Here is a 16562-nt window from a genome sequence, read left to right on the forward strand (position 1 = left end):
ACCGGCGGCCGCCGCCGGTCGTCGGGTCCCCGCACCCGGAAGGCCGCCACGTGAAGCAGCTCGGACAGATCCTGCTCGACGAGGGGCTCGTCACCGAGTCCCAGCTGTCCGCCGCGCTGGCCGAGCAGCAGGTGCGCGGCCGTTCGCTGGGCACGACGCTGGTCGAGATCGGGCTGGTCACCGAGCGCCAGCTGGTCCAGGCACTCGCCGTGCAGGTCGGCATGCCGTTCGTCGACCTGGACGAGTACCCGGTGGACCGGATGGCGGCGTCCCTGGTGCCCGGCTCGCTGTGCCGCCGGCACGTCGTCCTGCCGGTCCGGATCGAGGACGGCTATCTCGTGCTGGCCACCGCCAACCCGGGCAACGTCGTCGCCGTCGACGACGTGCGGACGCACTGCGGGATGGCCGTGCGCACCGTCGTGGCGACGCGTGACGACCTCATGCGTGCCATCGACCGCTACTGCCGGGTCGACGGCGAGATGGAGGACCTCTCGTCCGCGTTCGAGCAGCAGGTGCCCGAGCAGCCCGCGGACGACCTGGCGCGCATCGGCGAGGTCGCCGATGACGAGGCACCCATCGTCCGGTTCGTGAACCTGCTGATCACGCAGGCGATCACCGACCGGGCCTCGGACATCCACCTCGAGCCGACGGAGCACGACCTGCGGGTGCGGTACCGCATCGACGGCGTGCTGCACGAGACGCAGCGGGCGCCGCGGGCGATCGTCGGTGGCGTCATCTCGCGCGTGAAGATCATGGCCGACATCGACATCGCCGAGCGTCGGCGCCCGCAGGACGGCCGGCTGTCGGTCACCCACCAGGGACGCCAGGTCGACCTCCGGGTGGCCACCCTGCCCACCGTGTGGGGCGAGAAGATCGTCATGCGGATCCTGGACAACACCTCGACGAGCCTCGACCTGCGCGACCTGGCGTTCCTCGGCGGGAACCTCGACACCTACCGCGCCGCCTACACCAAGCCCTACGGGATGATCCTGGTCACCGGCCCGACCGGGTCGGGCAAGTCCACGACGCTCTACGCCACGGTCAACGCGGTGTCCCGGCCCGAGGTCAACGTCATCACCGTCGAGGACCCGGTCGAGTACCGGCTGCCGGGCATCAACCAGGTGCAGGTCAACCCGAAGGCGGGCCTGACGTTCGCCGGGGCGCTGCGCTCGATCCTGCGGTCCGACCCCGACGTCGTGCTGCTGGGCGAGATCCGCGACCACGAGACCGCGCAGATCGCCATCGAGGCCGCCCTCACCGGGCACCTGGTGCTGTCGACCCTGCACACCAACGACGCGCCGTCCGCCGTCACCCGACTCGTGGAGATGGGGATCGAGCCGTTCCTGGTCGGGTCGGCGCTCGACGCCGTGGTGGCCCAGCGGCTGGCACGCCGGCTCTGCGACCGCTGCAAGGAGGCGTACCTGCCCGAGGAGTCCGAGCTCCGGGCGGCGCGGTTCCCGTGGACGCCCGGCGACGACGTGCCGAAGCTCCACCGTCCCGTCGGCTGCGGGTCCTGCTCGGGCACCGGGTACCGCGGCCGCATCGCGGTCCACGAGGTCATGCGGGTCACCGAGGAGATCGAGCGGCACGCGGTCGCCCGGTCGTCCGGCGCCGACGTCGCGCGGACCGCTCGTGCCCAGGGCATGGTGCCGCTGCGCGAGGACGGCTGGGCCAAGGTGGCGCTCGGGCTGACGTCGATCGACGAGGTGCTCCGGGTCGTGAGCTGACCGGGTCGCGATGGACCTCTCGGCGCACCGGTCGCTCACACATCCGCGCCGGCGGCCGATAGGTCGACGACGACGGTGCGGCCCGCCGGGCGCGCGCCGCCATGCCGGAGCCCGCCGTCGGCGGACCGACGACCTGGAGGCGCATCTGTGAGCCAGCCCCACGCGACAGCGGACGACCTGCGCGGCACCACGCCGCGGTACGACGGCGTCCCGGGCGGCGCGCTCGACCGGGTCCCGACCCAGCCCTCGGGCGGCGACCCGGACCTCGACGGCGTGCTGCGGGCCATGGTGGCCCGGGGCGCGTCGGACCTGCACCTGACGGTCGGCGCGTCGCCGACCATCCGCGTGGACGGTGCGCTCCGGCCGCTGGACGTGCACGAGGCCGTCGGCCCCGACTCCGTGCGACGCATGCTGTACGGCATCCTCACGCCGGCGCAGCGCGCGACGTTCGAGGAGAACCTGGAGCTCGACCTCGCCTACGCCATCTCCGGCGTCGGCCGCTTCCGGGTCAACCTCTACCAGCAGCGCCGGTCCGTCGGCGGGGTGTTCCGCCTCATCCCGCACGAGATCAAGGCGCTCGACCAGCTCGGGATGCCGCCCGTGGTCGGCACCTTCGCGGGCCTGCCCCGTGGGCTGGTGCTCGTCACCGGGCCCACCGGGTCCGGCAAGTCCACGACCCTGGCGTCGCTGATCGACCTCGCGAACCGCACCCGGGACGACCACATCGTCACGGTGGAGGACCCCATCGAGTACCTGCACCGCCACAAGCGATCGCTGATCAACCAGCGCGAGGTCGGCACGGACACGCACTCCTTCGCCAGCGCGCTGAGGCACGTCCTGCGTCAGGACCCGGACATCATCCTCGTCGGCGAGATGCGTGACCTGGAGACGATCTCCGTGGCGCTGACCGCGGCGGAGACCGGCCACCTCGTCTTCGCGACGCTGCACACGCAGGACGCCGCCCAGACCGTCGACCGGATCATCGACGTCTTCCCGGCCGAGCAGCACGGCCAGGTCCGCACCCAGCTCGCCGGCGCGATCCAGGGCGTCGTCTCCCAGACGCTGTGCAGGACGGCGTCCGGCCGAGGTCGCGCCGTCGCGACCGAGGTGATGGTCGCGACGCCGGCGATCCGCAACCTCATCCGCGAGGGCAAGACCCATCAGCTCATGTCCGCCATGCAAGCCGGGGCGCAGCACGGCATGCACACCCTGGACCAGGACCTGGCCCGCCTCACCGCCGCGGGCTCGATCACCTGGGAGGAGGGCCTGGAGCGCTGCCACGACCGGGAGGACTTCTCCCGGCTCACCGGTCGGTCGGGCAGTGGACGGCAGCTGCGCTGGTCCTCGGTCGACATCCCCGGGGACGCCTTCGGGTCGGCGGGCCTGGATCTCGGACCGGTGGTCGGCTGATGTCGGACGCCACCACGACCTTCCAGTACGCGGTCCGGGACAGCGCGGGGAAGGTCGTCAAGGGCCGGATCGAGGCGGTCAACACCGCCGCCGTCGCGTCCCGGCTGAAGACCATGGGCCTGGCCCCGATCGCGATCGACCCGGTGCGGACGACCGGGCTGCGCCGCGAGCTGACCCTGCCGTCCCTGGGCGACCGGGTGCCGCTGAAGGACGTCGCGATCATGTCCCGGCAGCTGGCGACCATGGTGTCGGCCGGCCTGTCCCTGCTGCGCGCCCTCGCCATCCTGGCCGACCAGACGGAGAACAAGGTGCTGGCCAAGGTGCTCGCGCGGGTGCGGCACGAGGTCGAGGGCGGCGTGTCGCTGTCCAGCGCGATGGCCGCTCACCGCGAGGTGTTCCCACCCCTCATGCTCAACATCATCCGGGCCGGCGAGACCGGCGGCTTCCTCGAAACCGCGCTGGTGTCGGTGGCGGAGAACTACGAGTCCGAGGTCAAGCTGCGCAGCACCATCCGGTCCGCGATGACCTACCCCGCCATGGTGTTCGGGATGGCGGTCCTGGCGGTGATCGGGATGCTCGTCTTCATCGTCCCCGTGTTCCAGGGCATGTTCGAGGACCTCGGCGGCGAGCTGCCGCTCCCGACCCGCATCCTCGTCGCAGCGAGCCACGCGATGACCTGGCTGTCACCCCTGCTCGTCCTCGCCGGGGTGGTCGGCGCCTGGTGGTGGAACAAGCACCGGTACGACGACGCCGTGCGCGCCGTCATCGACCCGTTGAAGCTGCGGGTGCCGGTCTTCGGGACGCTGTTCACGAAGATCTCGATCGCCCGGTTCAGCCGCAACCTCGGCACGATGATGGGCGCCGGCGTGCCGATCCTGCACGCCCTCGACGTCGTGGGGGAGACCAGCGGCAGCTGGGCCGTGGAGCGCGCGGTCGCCGAGGTGAAGGAGAGCGTCCGCAACGGGCAGCCGCTCGCCGCACCGCTCGGTGACCATCCGGTGTTCCCGCCGATGGTGGTGCAGATGATCGCGGTGGGCGAGGACGCCGGTGCGCTGGAGACGATGCTCGCGAAGATCTCCGAGTTCTACGACCAGGACGTCCAGGCGACGACGGAGCAGCTGACCTCACTCATCGAGCCGCTGCTCATCGCGGTCCTCGGCACGCTCATCGGCGGCATGATCATCGCCCTCTACCTGCCGATCTTCAACATCTTCACCCTCGTGGAATAGCCCTGCCGCGCGTTCGTGCTGCCGCCGGCGGGAGCCGACCCGGCGTACGGGTGAATAGCGCACGGAAACGCCACGAGGCCCTCACGCAGCTGCGGCGGGTGCCGATCCAGAAGTCACACGGCGAACGCCGACCACGTCCCCACGACTCCCGAAGGAGAGCCCACCATGGAGGCTCGCATGCGCAAGGCCCTCGACGAGAACCAGAAGGGCTTCACCCTCGTGGAGCTGCTCGTCGTCGTCATCATCATCGGCATCCTCGCCGCCATCGCCATCCCGGTGTACCTCGGTCAGACCGGCAAGGCGAAGGACGCCGCCGCCAAGGCCGACCTGGCGAATGCCAAGACCGCGCTTGTCATGACGCTCGTCGACAACCCGCCCGCGGCGTCGGTCTCGCTCGGGTCCATCACCGCCCTGGTTCCTGGCGCCGAAGGGTCCACGGGCACGACCGACTTCAAGGGCAAGTACACGAAGGGCACGGCCGGCGCCGCCGACACCTTCTGCCTCCAGATCACGTCCGCGAGCACGGCGATCTTCTCGGTGCTCGACACCGGCTCCATCAAGGCCGGCGCCTGCGCCTGATCGAGCGTCTTGCCACAAGACGTGTGGGGTGCGACGGCGACGTCGCACCCCACACCCCTGTCTTGACATGTTCCGCATCACGGAGGAGGGCGTCATGGATGAGGACGCGGGCCGTCCCGACGACAGCGGCCTCAGCCTGGCCGAGGTGATCGTGTCGATGCTCGTCCTGGCCGTCGTCGCCATGGCGTTCCTGCCGGTGGTCGCCCGCACCACCACGGCAGCGGCCACCGAGACGGCCGTCGCCACCGCGACCAGGCTGGTGAGCCGGCAGCTCGAGCTGGCCCGGGTCAGCGGTGCGACCTGCACGGCGCTCAGGGCCACGACGGCCGACGTGGACGCCCGTGACGGCGAAAACCGCAGGTACGCCGTCACCACCGAGCTGGTCCCGGTGGCACCGAGCACCGCGTGCCCGGGACTCGTGCGGTACACCGTCCGGGTGGCGCGCACCGGCACACCAGGCCCAGCGCTGGCCACCGGCTCGACCTACGTGCTGCTGGAGAACCCGTGAGGACCCGACCGCTCCGGCTCCCCACCGACGACCGGGGCATCACCGCCGCCGAGATGCTGGTGTCCTCCGCACTCGTCCTCGTCTTCCTGCCGCTCGCCGGCATCGTCGTGAGCTCGGCCGTCACCACCCAGCGCGAGGTGCGGGCCACCACGGATGCCGGCATGGCGGCGCAGCTCGTCGCGGCGTCCGTGGAGGACGGGGTCCGCTTCGCGGGGACCGTGCGCCTGGACCCCTGGTCCGCCACCCACGCCAACGAACGCCTCGTCGTCAGCACCCGTGCGGGGACGGCGAGCGTCTACACCGCCGTGTGCCAGGCGTGGTTCTACGACGCCGCGAACGAGACGCTGTCCACCAAGCGCGTCCCGGCCGGCCCCGCAGCCCCGGGCGCTCTCGCCGAGCCCGTGACGCGCGAGGAACGGGAGACCTGGACCGTGCTCGCGGAGGGCGTCACCCGCCGACCGGTCGACCCCTCGCAGGTGGACGGACAGATGCGTCCGCTGTTCACCCACTCGACGACGCCGACCGCCGGCACCGTCACGCTCGACCTGCGGTTGCCGACGTCGCCGCGGGCAGTGGGGGAGGTCGTCACCTCGCGGGACGCCGTGGTCGTGTCCACGTCCGTCACCACCCGATCACCCCGAGACATCACGAGGTCCCCGTGCTCCTGACCACGTGTCCTCGCCTCCTGAGCCCAGCCCGCCGGCGCGCGGTCCCGGTCGCTCCGACGGATGCCGGGGTGGCCATGGCCACGGTCGTCTGGGTCGTCACGCTCACCGGGATCATCGCCGCGACCCTGGCGACCATGACGGTGTTCGCCATCGGTCACACGAGCAGCAACCGCGCCTCCGTGCAGGCCGTCGCCGCTGCGGAAGCGGGGATCGACTACGCCCGCACCAGGCTCATGGACCCCACGATCTGCCGCCCGGACCCGTCCGGTGGCCCCGCAACCATCGCGAGCCCGACCCCCGGCCCGGTGTTCACCGTGCGGGTCCAGTACCAGCGCCCGAACGCGCCGACCGGGGAGTGGGTGAACGGCTGTCCGGTCGCCGAGGCCTCCGAGGTGCGCCTGCGGGCGACCGGCGACGCGATCCAGCGAGGGGTTGCCGGCCAGAGCTCGGGCGACGTCGAGACCGTCGACTCGGTCTACACCGGCAGGAAGCTCGAGTTCCCCTACGTGGAGATGACGACGCAGTCGCCGCGAGCGGGCGGGCACCTCCTGGAGTTCGCCACGGGGACCGAGGGCACGGGCCTGACGACCCGGTCGGCGACAGCCGCCCAGTTCCCCGGACTCACCAAGGACGACTACCGGTGGCGACGGTTCGACGTCATGTCGGTCCCGGACATGGCGGCCGGACTCGGCGCCGGCCTCTCAAGCACCTGCACCCTCACCGCGACTGCGGGGGCGACCGCTCTTCGGGTCACGGTTCCGCTCAGGGTCGAGGCCCGGTCGAGCAGCTGCTCGGCGCTGCGGCTCTCCTCGGCGACCGGCGCGAGGTTCACGGTCGAGCTCGGGGCGGACCTCGTCATCTTCGCCGACCAGTTCGAGCTCAGCGGGACGCTGGTCGTGCGCTCCACCGACGGGCTGCCGCACACGTTGTACGTCGTGCGTCCGTGGACCGGGTCGTGCGCGAGCGATGCGGCCGACGTCAAGATCGGGCGTGGAGCGGGGGGCACCGGGATCCAGACGCTGGACGGCGCGCGCGTGATGCTGTACAGCGCGGCCGGCATGGTGTTCGGGGAGTCCGGCGCGCCCCAGCAGCAGGACTTCGCCGGCCAGATCTACGCCTGCTCCCTCTGGTACCACGACAAGGTCCGCCTGACGTACGCACCAGCCACCGCGAGGATCCTCGGGAACGACGCGCCCTGGCCTGCCACCCAGCTGGTGTCGAAGCTCGACATCCCGAACCCCTAGGCCGAGAGCCCCATGTCACTCCTCGTCGCCCCGCTCGCCCTCCTCGGCCTCCTCGTCGGCTCCTTCCTCAACGTGGTCGTGTCCCGCGTGCCCGCCGGCGAGTCGGTCGTGCACCCGCCGAGCCGGTGCCCGACCTGCGGCAGCCGCATCCGCCCGTGGGACAACGTGCCGGTCCTCTCGTGGCTGGTCCTGAGGGGTCGCTGCCGGGACTGCGGCACGCGGATCTCCGCGCGCTACCCGGCGGTGGAGGCGGCGACCGCCGTCCTGTTCGCGCTGGTCGCGCTCCTCGTGGGGCCGTGGGCCGTGCCCGCCTTCGCCTACCTGGCCGCCATCGGCGTCGCGCTCGCGCTGATCGACCTCGACACCCACCGGCTCCCGAACGCGATCGTCCTGCCGTCGTACCCCGTGCTCGGGGCGCTCCTCGCGCTGGCCTCGTGGGGCACCGGCGACTGGTCGGCGCTGCTGCGGGCCGTCATCGGTGGCACGGCGCTCTGGGTGGCGTACTTCGCGCTGTGCCTGGCCAAGCCGGGCGGCATGGGCTTCGGCGACGTCAAGCTCGCCGGCCTGCTGGGTGGCGCACTGGCGTGGCTCGGCTGGGGACCGTTCGCCGTCGGCGCCTTCGGCGCGTTCGTCCTCGGCGGCCTCTTCGCGGTCGTGCTGCTGGTCACCGGCCGCGCCGGTCGGGGCAGCGGCATCCCGTTCGGCCCGTGGATGCTGCTGGGCGCCGGCCTCGGTGTCGCCGTCGGGGAGCCGCTGTGGGGTGCCTACCTGGGCCTCCTGGTCTGACGGGCGACGCGGCGGGTCCTTCGCAGGACCGGCACGACGGCGCCGGGCGCAACAGGTCACAACGGGTGATCGCCTGCCGATAGGCCGGGCGGACCACGTAGACCACAGAAGGAGCCCCGCCGTGCCCAAGGCAGGAGTCGTCGGCCTCGACGTCGGCAGCACGCACGTGCGCGCCGCCGAGATCCGGCTCGCGCGCGGCCGCGCAGGGGGGAATCCCGTGCCGACCCTGACCCGGTACGCCGAGGTGCGCCTGCCGCTGGGCGCCGTCCGCGACGGCGAGGTGGCCGACCCCTCCGCCGTGACGGACGCCCTCAGGCGGCTGTGGGCCGAGGGCCGGTTCTCCACCCGCGACGTCAACATCGGCGTCGGGAACCAGCGCGTCGTCGTCCGCGAGCTCGACCTGCCGTGGATGCCCCTGCCGCACATCCGCGCCTCGCTGCCGTTCCAGGTGCAGGAGCTCATCCCCATGCCGGTCGAGGAGGCGCTGCTCGACTACTACCCGACGGGGGAGCGCGAGGGCTCGTCCGGACGGATGGTCCAGGGCATGCTCGTCGCCGCCACCCGGGACACCGTCCGCGCGAACCTCATGGCCGTGGAGTCCGCCGGGCTGCGGACGCAGATGGTGGACCTCGGTCCGTTCGCCCTGCTGCGGTCGCTGGCCCACGGCGACCACGCGGCGCGGACCGTCGCCCTGGTCGAGATCGGCGCCCGCATCACCCAGGTCGTCATCGTCGCGCACGGCGTCCCGCGCTTCGTGCGCATGCTGCCGTCCGGCGGGCAGAACGTCACCGACGCCGTCGCCGCGGCCCTCGGCATCGCCGCGGCCGAGGCGGAGGACGTGAAGCGGGCGGTCGGGATCGGCCGCGAGGTCGGCCCCGAGCAGGAGGCGGCCGCGGAGGCGATCAGCACCGTGGTCCGGCCGCTCGTGGAGGCCGTGCGCAACACCTTCGTCTACTACGCGAGCAACAACACCGGGGCCGGGATCGAGGTGGCGGTCCTCAGCGGGGGCGCGTCCCAGCTCCCCGGCCTGGACCGGTACCTGGCCGCGACGAGCCGGCTGCCCGTCGTCGCCGGCGATCCGCTGGGGTCGCTGCGGGTCGTGCGTGACGAGCGCCTCCGGTCGGTCACCCGGAACGCCGCCGTCATGGCGACGCCGATCGGTCTGGCGTACGGGGTGGCGGCATGAGGGCACGGACGGCGACTCTCGCCGCACCCGCCCGTCCCCAGGTCAACCTGCTGCCCGGGGACGTCCGGCAGGCCCGGACGCTCGGCGTCGTCAAGCGCTGGACGCTGGTCTCCAGCGGGGTGACGCTGCTCGCCATCGGCACCGTCGCCGCCGTCGCGCAGCTGCAGACCCAGATCGCGGACTCCGAGCTCGCGCAGGCGGACGCCGAGTCGGCCGGGATCGTGGCGGAGCAGCGCCCGTTCGCCCGGATCACCTCGCTGCGGGCCGAGCTGGAGACGCTCCGATCGGCGCGTGACCACGGGGTTGCCCAGGAGATCCTGTGGTCGGACTACCTCGGTGCGATCACAGCGGTCACCCCACCCGGCGTCGGGATCAGCACGCTCGACTACACGGGCGCGACCCCGCTCGCCGCCGCCCCCGGCTCGGCCGACCCGCTCGTCGTGGCCGGGATCGGGGCGATCACCTTCACCGCCCTGGCCGCGGACGTGCCGGACACCGCCGCGTGGGCCGACGCCCTGGACGCCGTGCCGGGGTTCCGCGACGTCCGGGTCACCACGGTCGACCGCGCCGACAAGGGCGGCGACCTCCGCTACGAGATGACCGGGACGATCCAGGTCGACGACGCCGCGCTGGCCCACCGCTTCGACCCGCAGCCCGAGGGGGACCGATGACCCGCCGCAATGGCTCCGTCGAATGGATCGCCGGCACGGCCGTCGTGTGCCTGCTCGCGCTGGTCGCGTCGTGGCTGCTCCTGTTCGGACCGCTGCTGGACCAGGCCGCGGCCACGCGTGCCCAGGCCGAGCAGGTCCGCGACCAGAACGAGGCGCTGCGTGCGTCCGTGGACGCGCTGCGCGCCGACTTCGCGCACCTCGCCGAGTACGAGTCCGAGCTGACCGCCCTGGACGCCGCCGTGCCGTCGCGGGCCACGCTGACCGACCTGACACGCGAGCTGGCCGCCGCCGCGACCGCCGCCGGTGTGACGATCGTCGGGATGGACGTGTCGACCGCGGTGGCCCTCACCGGTGAGCCGGTAGCGCCGCCCGCGGCCGCCGAGGGCGCCGCCTCGGACACCGCCGCGACCACCGACCCGGCCGCGCCTGCCGCGCCGGCCGCCCCGCCGGCGGGTGCGGCCCCGGTGGCTCCGCCGGTACCCGGCATGGTCGCGATCCCGCTCAGCATCGACGTGGTCGGCTCGGTGGAGCCGGCCCGGGCGTTCCTCGCTGCGGTGCAGACCGCTCTGGACAGGCAGCTGCTCGTCACGACGCTCGCCGTCAAGGCGCTCGAGGAGTCGGACCCCACCGACAGGATGCCGGCCACCGCGGTCGGCGACGTCGAGGTGACCGTCGGCGCCCTCGCGTACGTGCTGCCGCGCTCGGACTCCGAGCCCACCGAGGACGGCGTGCCGCTGCCGGGCGGCTCCGGGGCGAACCCGTTCGTCCCGTCCGTCGAGGCACCCGCGCCCGTGCCGCCCGACCCGGCCCAGTCGGTGGCGGACGCCGTGGCGGCGGCGATCGCCGAGGCGTCCGCGACCGCCGAGGCGGCAGCCGCCGAGCGCGCAGCCGCAGCGGCGGCGGCGGCAGCGGCGACCCAGGCAGCGTCCTCGACCCCGCCCGCGGCCACGACGACGTCGACGACCCCCGGCGTCGAGGTCGACGCCGACGCCGCACCCGCGGACCCGCCGTCCGGCGGCTGAGAGCCACCGGCCGACGAGCCACCGGCCGGTCGTCCCTCGCCCCCGTCGCACGTGACGTCCCTCCGCAGCGCCGGCCCCTGCCGCGTCCGCAGCCCGGACGTGGGCCGGGACCCCTCGGCGAGCGTGGAAGGATCGACGCCATGCTGCGTTGGTTGACCGCCGGAGAGTCGCACGGCCCCGCCCTCACGGGGATCCTCGAGGGGCTGCCGGCCGGCGTCGAGGTGACGACCCGGGACATCCAGGACGCGCTCGCGCGACGGCGGCTGGGCTACGGCCGCGGGGCCCGGATGAAGTTCGAGCAGGACGAGGTCCGGATCCTCGGCGGCGTCCGGCTCGGACTCAGCCAGGGCGGCCCGGTGGCCCTCGAGATCGGCAACACCGAGTGGCCGAAGTGGGTCGACGTCATGTCCGCCGACCCGGTCGACGACCCCGAGAAGCTCAACCGCGCGCGCAACGCGCCGCTGACCCGACCCCGTCCCGGCCACGCCGACCTCGTCGGCATGCGCAAGTTCGGCTTCGACGACGCGCGCCCCGTCCTCGAGCGCGCCTCCGCCCGCGAGACCGCCACGCGCGTGGCGCTGGGGACCGTGGCGGCCAGGTTCCTGGAGCAGGCCGCCGGCATCCGGCTCGTCTCGCACGTCGTCGCGATCGGCCCGGTCGGCGTGCCCGACGACGCCCCGCTGCCCACGCCGGACGACGTCGCCCTCCTCGACGCCGACCCCGTCCGCTGCGCGCACCCACCGACGTCCGCGGCGATGGTCGCCGAGATCGACGACTGCCACCAGGCGGGGGACACCCTCGGCGGGATCGTGGAGGTCCTCGCGTACGGCGTCCCGTCGGGCGTCGGCACCTACGTGCACGGTGACCGGCGCCTGGACGCGCGGCTGGCCGCGGCGCTCATGGGCATCCAGGCGATCAAGGGCGTCGAGGTCGGCGACGGCTTCCGCACCGCGGCCCGGCGCGGCTCGCAGGCGCACGACGAGATCGAGCGCGACCCGCTGTCCGGACGCATCCGCCGCCGCAGCAACCGTGCCGGCGGCATCGAGGGCGGCATGGCGAACGGCGAGGTCCTGCGCGTCCGCGCCGCCATGAAGCCCATCTCGACCGTCCCGCGCGCGCTGTCCACGGTCGACACCGCCAACGGCGAGCCGGCCAAGGCGCAGCACCAGCGCTCCGACGTGTGCGCGGTCCCGCCGGCCGCCGTCGTCGCCGAGGCCATGACCGCCCTGGTGCTGGCCGACGCGCTGCTGGAGAAGTTCGGCGGGGACTCCGTGGCCGAGGTCGCGCGCAACGTCGCCGGCTACCTCGCCGCGGTCCCCGAGCTGCAGCGGTGAGCGGGTCCGGACCGCGCGTCGTGCTCATCGGCCCGCCCGGCGCCGGGAAGTCGACCGTGGGGCGGGCGCTCGCCCACGAGCTCAGGCTGCGGCTGCGGGACACCGACGCGGACGTCGAGGCCGGCGCCGGCAAGCCCATCCGCGAGATCTTCGTCGACGACGGCGAGCCGCACTTCCGCACCCTGGAGCGCGCGGCCGTCGCCCGGGCCCTCGAGGAGCACGACGGCGTCCTGGCGCTCGGCGGCGGCGCCGTGATGGACCCGCTGACGGAGGCCGATCTCGTCGCGTACGCCGGGCGGGGCGGCGTCGTCGTCTTCCTCGACGTGTCGCTCGCGCACGCCTCGCCGCGGGTCGGCTTCAACCAGGCCCGCCCGCTGCTGGTCGGCAACCCGCGCGCGCAGTGGCAGGCGCTCATGGAACGGCGCCGACCCGTCTACCAGCGCCTCAGCACCCTGGCCGTCAGCACGGACGGCCGCACCGCCGGGCAGGTCGCCCGGACCATCGCCGAGAGCCTGGTCTCCGGCGACGACGGACCGAAGGACGCACAGCCGTGACCGAGACCGACCGCACCACCGCCGCCACCGCCCCGCGGGTCGTCCGCGTCGAGGGCGAGCGTCCCTACGACGTCGTCATCGGCCGGCGCCTGCTCGGCGAGCTGCCGGCCCTCCTGGGCGCCGACGTCCAGCGCGTGCTGATCATCTGCACCGAGGCGATGACCGCGTCTGCCGACGCCGTCCGCGAGGACCTCGTCGCCCAGGGGTACCAGGCGATCCTCGCCGAGGTGCCCGACGCCGAGGGCGCCAAGTCCGCCGAGGTCGCCTCGTTCTGCTGGGGCGTGCTCGGGCAGGCCGACTTCACGCGCTCCGACGCGATCGTGTCCCTGGGCGGCGGTGCCACCACCGACCTCGCAGGGTTCGTGGCGTCCACCTGGCTGCGCGGCATCAAGGTAGTGCACATCCCCACCACGCTGCTGGCGATGGTCGACGCCGCCGTCGGGGGCAAGACCGGCATCAACACGGCGGAGGGCAAGAATCTCGTCGGCACGTTCTTCCCGCCGGCCGGTGTGCTCTGCGACCTCGCGGCGCTGGAGTCGCTGCCGAAGTGGGACTTCGTCGCGGGCCTGGCCGAGGTCATCAAGTGCGGCTTCATCGCCGACCCGCGCATCCTCGAGCTCGTCGAGGCGGACCCGGCGGGGCTCGTGGAGCGCGGCGGCGCGTCGGGGGAGGACAGCGCGGGCGAGGACGTCCTGACCGAGCTGATCGAGCGCTCCATCCGCGTCAAGGCGCGGGTCGTGGGGGAGGACCTCACCGAGGCGGGCCTCCGCGAGATCCTCAACTACGGGCACACCCTCGCCCACGCGATCGAGCAGGTCGAGCGCTACGCGTGGCGGCACGGGGCGGCGGTGTCCGTCGGGATGATGTTCGTCGCCGAGCTGGCGCGGCTCGCGGGCCGCCTCGACGACGCCGTCGTCGACCGTCACCGCGACATCCTCACGTCGGTGGGCCTGCCGGTGACCTACCGCGGCGACCGGTGGGAGCAGCTGCTCGCGGTCATGCGGCGCGACAAGAAGTCCCGCGGGGACCTGCTGCGCTTCGTCGTGCTCGACGACCTCGCCAGGCCCGCACGGCTGGAGGGCCCGGACCCGACGCTGCTCGCTGCGGCCTACGCCGAGATCAGCGCGGACGCCCCGACGACGAGGACCATCTCGCTGTAGGGCCTGGGCGCGTCCCCGCGTCCCCGCGTGGCCGCCTGACGCGAGCACCGGGCGGGCGGCGATCGACCTCAGGCCTGCTGGCTCGCGTAGGCCTCGGGACCCTGCTGGGCGGCGACCGGGTCCATGTACCCGAACTCGAGGACGTTGCCGTCGGGATCGGTGAGCTGGCGCTGGTACATGAAGCCCAGGTCGGTGGCCGGGTGCGACTCCGTGCCGCCCGCGGCGATGCCGTCGGCGACGGCCTTGTCGATCGCCTCACGGTCGTCGAGGAAGATGGCGGTCGCCACGGACACGGCTGCTGCCGGGTCGCCGATCGGCCGGTCGGAGAAGGTCTGGAAGTACTCCCGGACGAGGATCATGAAGTAGCTGTGGTCCTCCTCCACGACCACGCACGCGGCGTTGTGGTCGGTGAAGAGAGGATTGATGGTGAATCCGATCGCCGTGTAGAACGCCTTCGCGCGCTCGAGGTCGCTCACCGGCAGGTTGACGAACATCGCGGTCATGGTGGTCTCGCTCTCGTGGACGGGGTGTGCGGTGCGGTGCGGGCGGTGCGGGCGGTGCGGCCGCGCTGGCGTGACCGTGGCCCTTGCTCCCTGGCTTCGACCGCCCGGTTGCTCGCAAGTCATCGGAGCAAGTGGTGAGGGGCCTGGTAGGCGCCGCGACCGGGCGGTCTCGACGGGTGGTCGTCAGCCGGTTGGGCGGTCTCGACGGGTGGTGGTCAGCCGGTTCGGCGGTCTCGACGGGGTGGTCGTCAGTGCGGCCGGGCCTCGACCTGGCCCGGCTGAGCCGCGGTAGGACCGGCAAACGGGCTGCGAGGGCGCCGCCATGCCGCCCCCCTCGCCCGGATGCGCGGCCACCTCACCCATCGCTTCCCCGACCTGAGGGGACACCGTCGTCGCCCAGCAGGTTCTGGGCGGCGCCATTTCTCGACGGCTTCGCCCAGCATTCCACCCGCCCCCAGGTCGCTCGGACGAGAACCCGTCCACAGGCCATTGATCACTTCTCCGGCGTGTCAGTGGCTCCTCCTAGCATGGGAATTGAGCAAAAGCCCGAGAACCCCGCGACGGAATGGAGGCGGACGTGGACGTCGTCGAGCACCCGCCTGCCGCATCGTCCGCGGACCTGGCCGGACTGGCCCCCGACGTGGCGGCGGCACTGAGCGTGCTGGCGCAGGTCACGGACACCCTGTGCGCGGCCGACGTGTCGCAGTGCGAAGGCCGCGCCGCCCTCGCGATGGTGAACGCCCTGGCCGCGGCGACGAGCCGGCTCGAGGCGCTGAAGATCCGCACCCTGCCGGTGGTCGAGGCGGACGGGCTGTGGGCGACCGGCGGAGCGCGGTCGTTCGCGACCTGGGTCGCTCGTCGCCACCACCTGCCGACGCACACGGCGCACGCCCAGGTCAGGCTCGGCCGGACGCTGCGGGACTCGCTGCCCCTGACCGACCTGGCGGCCCGGTCCGGTGAGATCTCGCTCGCGCACGCGCAGGTGCTCGCGACGCTCGCCCCCACGACGCCGCAGCGGTGCGCGGTGCTCGCGGACCCCGACAACGAGTGCAACGAGGCCTTCCTCGTCGGTGAGGCGCGCACGCGGTCCGTCGACGGCCTGCGGCTCCTCACACGCCACTCGGCCGCGGTCTTCGACCCCGACGCGGACGACCGCGGGTACGTCGAGGCGTGCGACCGGGAGCACCTGCAGCTGAGCCGTCTCGGCGACGGCTACCACCTCCAGGGCTGGCTCACCGTCCCGCACGGTCAGACGCTCAAGGTGGCCCTGGAGGCCGCCACCGCCGTACCCGCAGCGGACGACGACCGCACCACGGACCAACGACGGGCCCAGGCCCTGGCCGACGTCGCGCAGATCAGCCTCGACCACGGTCGCACCGGCAGCCGGCGGACGACCCGGCCGCGGCTCAGCGTGCTGGTCGGGCATGCGGAGCTCGCCGCGCTGGTCGCGGCCGCGCGTCGCCGTTCGGGCGAGCACGCGACGGGGGAGACGCCGGCTCGCACGCCGGGATACGGCACGCGGGCGATTCTCGCCGGCGAGAGCGTCGCCGGGCCGCCGCAGCTCGAGGACGGCACCCCCATCCCCAGGGCGCTGCTCGACCGGCTGGCGTGCGACAGCGAGATCCAGCGGATCATCTTCGGGCCGGTCGCAGGTCATGGACGTCGGCCGGGCGGAACGGACCTTCACCGGCCCCCGACGTGCGGCGATCGTCGCCCGGGACAAGCACTGCCGATATCCGACCTGCGCTGCGCCGCCGGTCCTGGCGGACGCGCACCACGTGCAGCACTGGGCACGGGACCACGGGAGCACGAGCGTCGACAACGGGATCCTGCTCTGCTGGTACCACCACGACCTCGTCCATCGACGCCACATCGAGATCCACCGACGACGCGAGCGCTGGGTGTTCACCGACGCGCACGGCGACGAGATCGGCGCGGAGCACGACGCGCCGGCGTGAAGGCGTGAGGCGCGGCGTCTCCT

General features: G+C 73.3%; 16 protein-coding genes. 15 read left to right on the top strand and 1 reads right to left on the bottom strand.

The window, feature by feature from the left end; genetic code table 11:
- The first annotated feature begins 50 nt into the window (after positions 1 to 50).
- The 14 genes from CAE01nite_RS05685 (at position 51) to aroB (ending at position 14078) form a co-directional block, all read left to right on the top strand.
- A complete protein-coding gene (locus CAE01nite_RS05685; protein WP_146901266.1) occupies positions 51 to 1727 on the top strand; it encodes a GspE/PulE family protein in 1677 nt (558 codons plus the stop codon).
- A gap of 147 nt (positions 1728 to 1874) precedes the next feature.
- The gene (locus CAE01nite_RS05690) at positions 1875 to 3137 is read left to right on the top strand and encodes a type IV pilus twitching motility protein PilT (protein WP_246131028.1); all 1263 of its coding nucleotides are present in this window, start codon (positions 1875 to 1877) and stop codon (positions 3135 to 3137) included.
- Positions 3137 to 4366 (top strand): type II secretion system F family protein, encoded by a 1230-nt coding sequence (locus CAE01nite_RS05695; protein ID WP_146901272.1) that lies wholly within the window; start codon positions 3137 to 3139, stop codon positions 4364 to 4366. Before CAE01nite_RS05690 ends, CAE01nite_RS05695 begins: the two co-directional genes overlap by 1 nt.
- A gap of 165 nt (positions 4367 to 4531) precedes the next feature.
- Positions 4532 to 4945, top strand: a complete 414-nt coding sequence (locus CAE01nite_RS18725) for a type II secretion system protein (protein WP_146901275.1) — start codon at positions 4532 to 4534, stop codon at positions 4943 to 4945.
- A 94-nt stretch (positions 4946 to 5039) separates the two neighbouring features.
- Complete coding sequence (locus tag CAE01nite_RS05705) at positions 5040 to 5453, top strand: hypothetical protein (protein WP_146901278.1); 414 nt, start codon at positions 5040 to 5042, stop codon at positions 5451 to 5453.
- Positions 5450 to 6121, top strand: coding sequence for a hypothetical protein (locus CAE01nite_RS05710; protein ID WP_146901281.1), 672 nt, complete (start codon positions 5450 to 5452; stop codon positions 6119 to 6121). The genes CAE01nite_RS05705 and CAE01nite_RS05710 overlap by 4 nt, the downstream gene beginning before the upstream one ends.
- Before the next feature lie 68 nt (positions 6122 to 6189).
- Entirely contained in the window at positions 6190 to 7365 is a 1176-nt protein-coding gene (locus CAE01nite_RS05715; RefSeq protein WP_146901284.1) for a hypothetical protein, read from the top strand.
- 12 nt (positions 7366 to 7377) lie between these two features.
- On the top strand, positions 7378 to 8151 hold the full coding sequence (locus tag CAE01nite_RS05720) for a prepilin peptidase (protein ID WP_146901287.1): 774 nt from the start codon (positions 7378 to 7380) through the stop codon (positions 8149 to 8151).
- A gap of 121 nt (positions 8152 to 8272) precedes the next feature.
- Positions 8273 to 9337, top strand: coding sequence for a type IV pilus assembly protein PilM (gene pilM / locus CAE01nite_RS05725; RefSeq protein ID WP_146901290.1), 1065 nt, complete (start codon positions 8273 to 8275; stop codon positions 9335 to 9337).
- The gene (locus CAE01nite_RS05730) at positions 9334 to 10008 is read left to right on the top strand and encodes a PilN domain-containing protein (RefSeq protein WP_146901293.1); all 675 of its coding nucleotides are present in this window, start codon (positions 9334 to 9336) and stop codon (positions 10006 to 10008) included. The genes pilM and CAE01nite_RS05730 overlap by 4 nt, the downstream gene beginning before the upstream one ends.
- Positions 10005 to 11030: a hypothetical protein gene (locus tag CAE01nite_RS05735; protein WP_146901296.1), complete on the top strand. Its 1026-nt coding sequence runs from the start codon at positions 10005 to 10007 to the stop codon at positions 11028 to 11030. Before CAE01nite_RS05730 ends, CAE01nite_RS05735 begins: the two co-directional genes overlap by 4 nt.
- 140 nt (positions 11031 to 11170) lie before the next feature.
- Positions 11171 to 12364, top strand: coding sequence for a chorismate synthase (gene aroC, locus CAE01nite_RS05740; protein ID WP_146901300.1), 1194 nt, complete (start codon positions 11171 to 11173; stop codon positions 12362 to 12364).
- Positions 12361 to 12918 carry a shikimate kinase gene (locus CAE01nite_RS05745; protein WP_146901303.1) on the top strand — a complete coding sequence of 186 codons (558 nt, stop codon included), beginning with the start codon at positions 12361 to 12363 and terminating at the stop codon, positions 12916 to 12918. The genes aroC and CAE01nite_RS05745 overlap by 4 nt, the downstream gene beginning before the upstream one ends.
- On the top strand, positions 12915 to 14078 hold the full coding sequence (gene aroB, locus CAE01nite_RS05750) for a 3-dehydroquinate synthase (RefSeq protein WP_146901308.1): 1164 nt from the start codon (positions 12915 to 12917) through the stop codon (positions 14076 to 14078). The genes CAE01nite_RS05745 and aroB overlap by 4 nt, the downstream gene beginning before the upstream one ends.
- Positions 14079 to 14146: 68 nt before the next feature.
- On the opposite strand, the gene CAE01nite_RS05755 is transcribed toward aroB, so the two are convergent.
- Complete coding sequence (locus CAE01nite_RS05755) at positions 14147 to 14581, bottom strand: VOC family protein (protein ID WP_146901311.1); 435 nt, start codon at positions 14579 to 14581, stop codon at positions 14147 to 14149.
- Between the two features lie 577 nt (positions 14582 to 15158).
- On the opposite strand from CAE01nite_RS05755, the gene CAE01nite_RS05760 reads away from it, so the two are divergent.
- Positions 15159 to 16547, top strand: coding sequence for a DUF222 domain-containing protein (locus CAE01nite_RS05760; RefSeq protein ID WP_186816435.1), 1389 nt, complete (start codon positions 15159 to 15161; stop codon positions 16545 to 16547).
- The last annotated feature ends 15 nt before the right edge of the window (positions 16548 to 16562 follow it).

Source organism: Cellulomonas aerilata, assembly GCF_007991755.1.
Classification (GTDB): Bacteria; Actinomycetota; Actinomycetes; order Actinomycetales; family Cellulomonadaceae; genus Pengzhenrongella; species Pengzhenrongella aerilata.

Excerpts from the sequence above, each read along its gene's own strand:
- CAE01nite_RS05705 (WP_146901278.1), top strand. The coding sequence starts at position 5,040 with ATGGATGAGGACGCGGGCCGTCCCGACGACAGCGGCCTCAGCCTGGCC.
- CAE01nite_RS05735 (WP_146901296.1), top strand. The coding sequence starts at position 10,005 with ATGACCCGCCGCAATGGCTCCGTCGAATGGATCGCCGGCACGGCCGTC.
- CAE01nite_RS05720 (WP_146901287.1), top strand. The coding sequence starts at position 7,378 with ATGTCACTCCTCGTCGCCCCGCTCGCCCTCCTCGGCCTCCTCGTCGGC.
- CAE01nite_RS05730 (WP_146901293.1), top strand. The coding sequence starts at position 9,334 with ATGAGGGCACGGACGGCGACTCTCGCCGCACCCGCCCGTCCCCAGGTC.
- CAE01nite_RS05755 (WP_146901311.1), bottom strand. The coding sequence starts at position 14,581 with ATGACCGCGATGTTCGTCAACCTGCCGGTGAGCGACCTCGAGCGCGCG.
- aroC (WP_146901300.1), top strand. The coding sequence starts at position 11,171 with ATGCTGCGTTGGTTGACCGCCGGAGAGTCGCACGGCCCCGCCCTCACG.
- CAE01nite_RS18725 (WP_146901275.1), top strand. The coding sequence starts at position 4,532 with ATGGAGGCTCGCATGCGCAAGGCCCTCGACGAGAACCAGAAGGGCTTC.
- CAE01nite_RS05695 (WP_146901272.1), top strand. The coding sequence starts at position 3,137 with ATGTCGGACGCCACCACGACCTTCCAGTACGCGGTCCGGGACAGCGCG.